Raw genomic sequence first — 4118 nt, 5'->3', positions numbered from 1 at the left:
GGTGGCGGGCCACTACGGCTCGATCTCCATCGTGACCTTCGTGGCGGCAAGCTCCGTCGCCACCTCCGCCGGCCTCTCGCCCGAGGGCTACATGGTCGCGGTCGCCGCCGTGATGGAGGCGCCCGCGATCCTTTCGGCGCTGTGGATCGTCGCGCGCTTCGGCAAGAGCACGGCGGAGATGGAGGAGGGGCTCCTGCGGGAGATCCTGCTCAACGGCTCCATCGTGCTGCTGGTCGGTTCGTTCCTCATCGGCTGGATCACCGGGGCCGAGGGCATGGCCCTCGTCGCGCCCTTCATCGTGGCGCCGTTCCAGGGGGTTCTGTGCCTCTTCCTGCTCGACATGGGCCTCGTGGCGGGACGCGGCCTGCGCGAGGCGCGCTCGGTCCTGACCGGGGGCCTCTTCGGCTTCGGGGTTCTCATGCCGCTGATCGGGTCGTGCTTCGGGCTGGCGGCGGGGCTGCTCCTCGGGCTCAGCGCGGGGGGCGTCATGCTGTTCATGACGCTGTCCGCCTCGGCCTCCTACATCGCGGTGCCGGCGGCGATGCGCGTGGCGCTGCCGGAGGCGAACCCGTCGGTCTACCTCACGCTGTCGCTCGGCGTGACCTTCCCCTTCAACCTGACGCTCGGGATACCGCTCTATCTCGCCGTCTCCCAGGCCCTCACCGGAGGCTGAGCCCCATGCAGACCCACAAGGCCAAGCGCGTCGAGATCACCATCGAATCGGTGATGGAGGGGCGGCTGACCGCCGCACTCGTCAAGGCGGGCGTCACCGGGTTCACGATCCTTCCGGTCCTCGGCGGCTCGGGACGCTCGGGGCAGTGGAGCCGCGAGGGGCAGGTCAGCCGCGCGGGCGGGATGGTCAGCGTCGTCTGCATCATCCGCCCCGAGCGGCTGGATGCGCTGCTCGACGCGGCCTTCGGCGTCGTCGAGCGGCATATCGGCGTCGTCACCGTCCTCGACTGCGAGGTCCTGCGGGCCGAGCGTTTCTGAGGCGCGCGCCGCCGATCCGTGCTATCCTCGGCCCGAGCGCAGCATCGCGGGGGAGCGCCATGCGCCGTCTCGGACGTATCCTGATCGGCCTCGCGGTCGTGGTCCTGATCGCCGCCGGCGCGGCATACCTCCTGCCGCGCCACGTCGTCGTCGAGCGGCAGATCGTCATCGACGCCCCGCCGGAGGAGGTCTACCGGCAGGTGAGTTCCCTCCGGGCCTTCTCGGAATGGTCGCCCTGGGGCGACTACGACCCGGACATGGAGGTGGTCTATTCGGGCCCGGACACCGGCGTCGGCAACGTGATGGAGTGGCGGTCCGACCACCCCAACGTCGGCAATGGCCGACAGGAGATCGTCGCGGCCGTCGAGAACCGGAGCGTGCGCACCACGCTGATCTTCGACGGGATGAACCCGGCCGAGGCGTGGTGGACGCTTGAGCCCGAGGGCGAGGGCACGCGGGTGACCTGGGGCCTCGACTCCGACATGGGCAACACCCCGGTCGGGCGCTGGTTCGGCCTCGCGCTCGACCGGTTCGTGGGTGCGGACTACGAACGCGGTCTCGACCGCCTCCGGGCCCGCGTCGAAGGCTGAACGCCGCTCACGGCCACCAGGTGAGGATCATGTCCTCGGGCCAGGTCATCTCGACGGTCATCTCGATGCGCTCCTCCGTGGCGGGTGGAACGCTCAGCGTCCACGCGCTGACGCCGCGCATGTCGTCCACGTCGCGCATATCGGGCGCGCGCGAGAAGGTGACGCTGACATCGAGGTCCTCCTGCTCGGCGAAGGGCACCGCGTAGAGGAGGCGCACCTCCTCCGTCTCGGTCGAGGTGTTCTCGATCCCGAAGGCGATGCGGCGGCGCTGTTCGTTCTGGCTCACGAAGACGCCCCGGTCGCCCTCGTCGCGCGACAGGTCCTGCCAGCTCAGCACCAGGTGGTCGAGCGCACCGAAGGCCATCTCGACCTCTGCCCCCGCCGGGATCATCGGCAGGAAGTCCGTGCCCACGAGATCGCCGTCGCGGAAGAAGCGCGCCTCGCCGGGCAGGATCGCCTCGCCCGTGTCGTTGCGGCCCGTGGCGACGAGGAAGGCCGTCGCGTCCCGCCTCGGCACGGCCCGGTTCTCGAGCGCCACGTCGAGCGCGAGATCGTCGAAGGGCAGCGTGATCTCGCCCAAGGGCCCCACCGTCACGGGCGTAGCGTACTCGTAGACCACCGACAGACCGTCGGTCACCATCACGGCGGCCTCCGCCACGATCGCGGGGGCGGGCATCATGTCGCCGACCGCCATCTCCGAAGCCACGCGGGGCGCAGGCTCGGGCGCGGGCGGCGCGATCCGGGCCGGGTCGGGGAAGACCTGGCTCGGGACGCGCTGGCGGTTCGGGATGGCGGTGGAGAAGCGCGTATCCACGTCGCGCCATGTCGCCGCGCCGCGGTAGGAGAAGAGGATCGACCGCTCGACCGCGAGCGCCCCGGCCTCGGTGTCTAGGCGCAGCGCGTAGGTCGGCGACCAGCTCGTGTCCCAGTTCATGTAGGAGATGACCACTTCGCCCCGCGTCGCCTCGGGCACCTCGATCTCGATGGCGATGCCCTGCGCCTCGGTGCCGAACGGGTTGAGGTCGGCGAGCGCCTGCCGCGCCTCCGCCACCTCGCGGACACGGTCCTCCAGCGCCTCCTCGAAGGCGCGCCGGTCCTCGCGCGCGGCCTGAAGTTCGGTGCCGACACGCGCCGTCTCGGTGCCGAGGGCCGCGAGGATCTCGGCCAGCCGCGCGGGGTCGGATGGCATCGCCGCGCCCTCCGGCCCGCCGCGCGACAGCGACTGGAGGTAGGCGAGCTGCGTCTCGAGACCCGCGATGGTCGCGTCGCGCCGGGCCAGCGTGTCGCGCAGCGTCTCGAGCGCGAACTCCGCCCGCTCCACCGCGTCCCGTGCGGCCGCCTCGGTCGCGGTGTCGAGCGCGCCTTCGGGAATGGCGATGCGGTCGACGGACTGCGGCGGCAGGACGACGACGCCCTCGGGCGCCGTCACCTCCATCGACGAGGGGTCGCCGAAGTCCCGCATGGGATCAGAAGGCTGTGGCGGCCCGCGGGCAGCTCGACCTCCCCGATCCGCGAAACCTCCGCCCCGTTGGCGAAGACCAGCGCCTCGGCGATGTCGGCGCGAAGCAGGATGTCGTCGGCATGCGCCGAACTCCCGAGGAGGAGCGCGGCGAGGGACAGGGCGAAACGCATGGCGTGAACCTCCGGGTTGCGTGCCGTCCCGAAGTTGACCCAACCCGCGCGCGGCACAATGGGGAAATCCCCGACCCGTCCGCCCTGCGCGATCTACCGCCCAGCGCGCCGCACCGGATCGCCGCGCCGGAGGCCGTCGAGCTGATCGCGGAACAGGTCCTCCATCTCGCGCCGGGACAGGCGCTCGGGCTCGGCCGGAGTGTCGGGCCAGTATTTCCTCGGCTGCCGGCGGACGCGGATACCCGCCGCCCCCTGGAACATCTGCGAAAACGCGAAAACCGATCCTTGCATGCGATCCCCCATCTGCTTCGTATCGTGACCGCTGCTTACAGGCGCTGGCGCCCGGGCGCCGCACCGCATGGGGTCAGTCGGGGATGCAGAGGGGGTGCCGCCCCTACCCATCCGGATAGGGGCGCGGGCGTCTCAGCCCTTTTTCAGCACGCGGTTGCCGAGGGTCTCGGCGATCTGCACGGCGTTCAGCGCCGCGCCCTTGCGCAGGTTGTCGGACACGCACCAGAGGTTCAGCCCGTTCTCGACGGTCGAATCCTGCCGGATGCGGCTGACGAAGGTGGCGTAGTCGCCGACGCACTCGACCGGCGTGACGTAGCCGCCGTCCTCGCGCTTGTCGACGACGAGAACGCCCGGCGCCTCGCGCAGGATCTCGCGGGCCTCCTCCTCGTCGAGGAACTCCTCGAACTCGATGTTGATCGCCTCGGAATGGCCGACGAAGACCGGCACCCGCACGCAGGTCGCCGTGACCTTCACCTTGGGGTCCATGATCTTCTTGGTCTCGGCGACCATCTTCCATTCCTCCTTGGTCGACCCGTCCTCCATGAACTTGTCGATGTGCGTAATGACGTTGAAGGCGATCTGCTTGGTGAACTTCGCGGGCTCGCGCTCCTGTCC

General features: G+C 70.5%; 7 protein-coding genes. 3 read left to right on the top strand and 4 right to left on the bottom strand.

Annotation, left to right across the window (positions count from 1 at the left end; translation table 11 throughout):
• From ACTS11_RS07945 to ACTS11_RS07935, 3 genes are all read left to right on the top strand, one after another.
• Nucleotides 1-673: sodium-dependent bicarbonate transport family permease (locus tag ACTS11_RS07945; protein WP_442639789.1), on the top strand; the 673-nt coding region annotated here is incomplete at its 5' end.
• 5 nt (nt 674-678) lie between these two features.
• Nucleotides 679-990, top strand: coding sequence for a P-II family nitrogen regulator (locus ACTS11_RS07940; protein ID WP_442639788.1), 312 nt, complete (start codon nt 679-681; stop codon nt 988-990).
• Nucleotides 991-1049: 59 nt separating this feature from the next.
• Nucleotides 1050-1580, top strand: coding sequence for an SRPBCC family protein (locus tag ACTS11_RS07935; RefSeq protein ID WP_442639787.1), 531 nt, complete (start codon nt 1050-1052; stop codon nt 1578-1580).
• Nucleotides 1581-1587: 7 nt separating this feature from the next.
• Here ACTS11_RS07935 and ACTS11_RS07930 read toward each other — a convergent pair whose 3' ends face one another.
• The 4 genes from ACTS11_RS07930 to ACTS11_RS07915 form a co-directional block, all read right to left on the bottom strand.
• Entirely contained in the window at nt 1588-3042 is a 1455-nt protein-coding gene (locus ACTS11_RS07930; protein ID WP_442639786.1) for a mucoidy inhibitor MuiA family protein, read from the bottom strand.
• Nucleotides 3006-3212: a hypothetical protein gene (locus ACTS11_RS07925; protein WP_442639785.1), complete on the bottom strand. Its 207-nt coding sequence runs from the start codon at nt 3210-3212 to the stop codon at nt 3006-3008. The genes ACTS11_RS07930 and ACTS11_RS07925 overlap by 37 nt, the downstream gene beginning before the upstream one ends.
• Nucleotides 3213-3305: 93 nt before the next feature.
• Nucleotides 3306-3503, bottom strand: a complete 198-nt coding sequence (locus ACTS11_RS07920; protein WP_442639784.1) for a hypothetical protein — start codon at nt 3501-3503, stop codon at nt 3306-3308.
• 132 nt (nt 3504-3635) lie between these two features.
• A partial coding sequence (locus ACTS11_RS07915) for an aspartate-semialdehyde dehydrogenase (protein WP_442639783.1) occupies nt 3636-4118 on the bottom strand: 483 nt, incomplete at its 5' end.

It is taken from the genome of Roseicyclus sp., from assembly GCF_052168335.1.
Classification (GTDB): domain Bacteria; phylum Pseudomonadota; class Alphaproteobacteria; order Rhodobacterales; family Rhodobacteraceae; genus Roseibacterium.
The sequence above is the reverse complement of the archived record's forward strand: the minus strand, read 5'-3'. Positions and strand labels throughout refer to the sequence as shown.

Excerpts from the sequence above, each read along its gene's own strand:
- ACTS11_RS07940 (WP_442639788.1), top strand. The coding sequence starts at position 679 with ATGCAGACCCACAAGGCCAAGCGCGTCGAGATCACCATCGAATCGGTG.
- ACTS11_RS07935 (WP_442639787.1), top strand. The coding sequence starts at position 1,050 with ATGCGCCGTCTCGGACGTATCCTGATCGGCCTCGCGGTCGTGGTCCTG.
- ACTS11_RS07930 (WP_442639786.1), bottom strand. The coding sequence starts at position 3,042 with ATGCGGGACTTCGGCGACCCCTCGTCGATGGAGGTGACGGCGCCCGAG.
- ACTS11_RS07925 (WP_442639785.1), bottom strand. The coding sequence starts at position 3,212 with ATGCGTTTCGCCCTGTCCCTCGCCGCGCTCCTCCTCGGGAGTTCGGCG.
- ACTS11_RS07920 (WP_442639784.1), bottom strand. The coding sequence starts at position 3,503 with ATGCAAGGATCGGTTTTCGCGTTTTCGCAGATGTTCCAGGGGGCGGCG.